The following is a 1,923-nucleotide window of genomic DNA, read 5'->3' on the forward strand; positions in this document are numbered from 1 at the left end:
GGCGAGTTCTAGTGATCGTTGCAACGCCCCCGAAATCCGGGAGTTGCAACACCCATGGAAACACCATCGACCAACAGTTCTTCCTTATGGAAAAAATCGCCTTCAACGAAAGAGTCGGATCCGTCGGCCGGACCGGCAGTCAAACGTGCTTACCGGCGCTATTCTGAGTCCGAAAAAGACGAATTCTTTCGGGTCTTGGAACGGCTGGGCAGTGTCCGGCTGGCCGCCCAGGAGTTGGGGTTCAATCCCGTGACCTGCGCGGCGTGGGCTCCGCTCACAGGAAGGCCGCCGGGAGGCAAACACGGCCACGCCGAAAAGGACGAGTTCTTCGCTGTGCTGGACCGGGTCCAGAGCGTGAGCGTGGCGGCCAGGGAGGTGGGGATCAACGTCCAGACCGCTTTCCACTGGGCCTACAAGACCGGCGCGGTCACCCGGAAGCCGCGCAAGATCAGCGGGCCGTCGCCGCGGACGAGCCAGGCAGAGAAGGCGGAGTTCCTCAGCGTGCTGGAGCGTGTGGGCAGCGTCAGCACTGCAGCCCGGGAACTCGGGCTGGACCAGCGAATGTGCATCGGCTGGGCCCGCCGGGCCGGCATCGCCAGCGTCCACCCCGGCGTGCGCAAACGCGAGGAGTTCCTGCGCCTGCGCCGTGCCGGCATCGGCAGGAAGGAAGCCGCAACGACTGCGGGCGCGAGCCGCAAGAGTGCATATTTGTGGGACAACGGCCTGGTCCAGGTCAACGGGCGCGCCGTTCGTCCCGATACAGGAGATCCCGCATATAAACGGGAGATGACTACTGATTCCCTGCCGTCTTCAGTGCCCGGGGCGGCACCTGCGGTCCCGGCAGCGGCGGCAGAACCTGCGCCCGCCCCGGTGGCTCTGGCGCTCCTGGAACAGCCCGTCAGCGCCCGCTACCTGTCCCTGCCCGAGCGGGAGAGGATCGCGGACCTGCGCTCCCAAGGAACCTCAATGCAAGCGATCGGCAGGGCACTGGGCCGCTCCGTGGGCACCATCAGCCGGGAGATCAAACGCAACAGCCACGCCGTGCTCGGCTACCAGCCCTACGGCGCCCACCGGGCCGCTACCGCGGCGCGGGCACGGCCCAAGGACAGTAAGCTGGCAGCAGCCGGGGAACTGCACGACTGGGTGAAAACCAAGCTGCTCACCCACTGGTCCCCGGAGCAGATTTCCCGCTCGCTGATCAAGGAATTCCCCGATGACCCCGAGATGCGCGTGAGTCACGAAACGATCTACCAGGCCCTCTACCTCCAGGCCCGCGGCGGACTCAAGCGCGAGGTCAAGGAGGCCTTGCGCACAGGGCGGACCCGCCGCAAAAAACACCGGAACCCCGAGGAACGCACACCCCGTTTCCGCGACCCGATGATCAACATTTCCGAGCGCCCGCCCGAGGTCGAAGACCGCGCCGTCCCGGGGCACTGGGAAGGGGACCTCATCACCGGGGCCCACAACCAGTCGGCGATCGCCACCCTGGTCGAACGCACCACCCGCTACGTGATGCTTGTGCACCTGCCGGTGGACCACACCGCGGTATCGGTGCGCGACGGGCTCATCGAAACCATGGGTAAACTGCCGGCGCACCTGCGCGGATCCCTAACCTGGGACCAAGGCGTGGAGATGGCCCTGCACCGAGCCTTCGGCATCGCCACAGACATGGACGTCTACTTCTGCGATCCGGCCAGCCCCTGGCAGCGCGGGTCCAACGAGAACACCAACGGGCTGCTGCGCCAGTACTTCCCCAAAAGCACCAACCTGAACGCCTACGGGCCCGAGGACCTAGAACACGTCGCCCAGGAACTCAACGCAAGACCACGCAAAACACTGGACTGGGACACCCCGGCCGAGCGTCTTCGTGATCTACTGGAAGCCAGCTGACCTCGGGTGTTGCATCGACCCCTAGAATCCGCC

Annotated in this window: 1 protein-coding gene; it reads left to right on the forward strand. The window is 65.7% G+C overall.

The genetic code is table 11. The annotated features are described in order from the left end of the window. The first annotated feature begins 654 nt into the window (after window positions 1-654). Window positions 655-1,890, forward strand: coding sequence for an IS30 family transposase (locus ACZY0Y_RS19795; RefSeq protein WP_463959930.1), 1,236 nt, complete (start codon window positions 655-657; stop codon window positions 1,888-1,890). Window positions 1,891-1,923 lie beyond the last annotated feature (33 nt).

The sequence above is a fragment of the Pseudarthrobacter kochi genome, assembly GCF_055412805.1.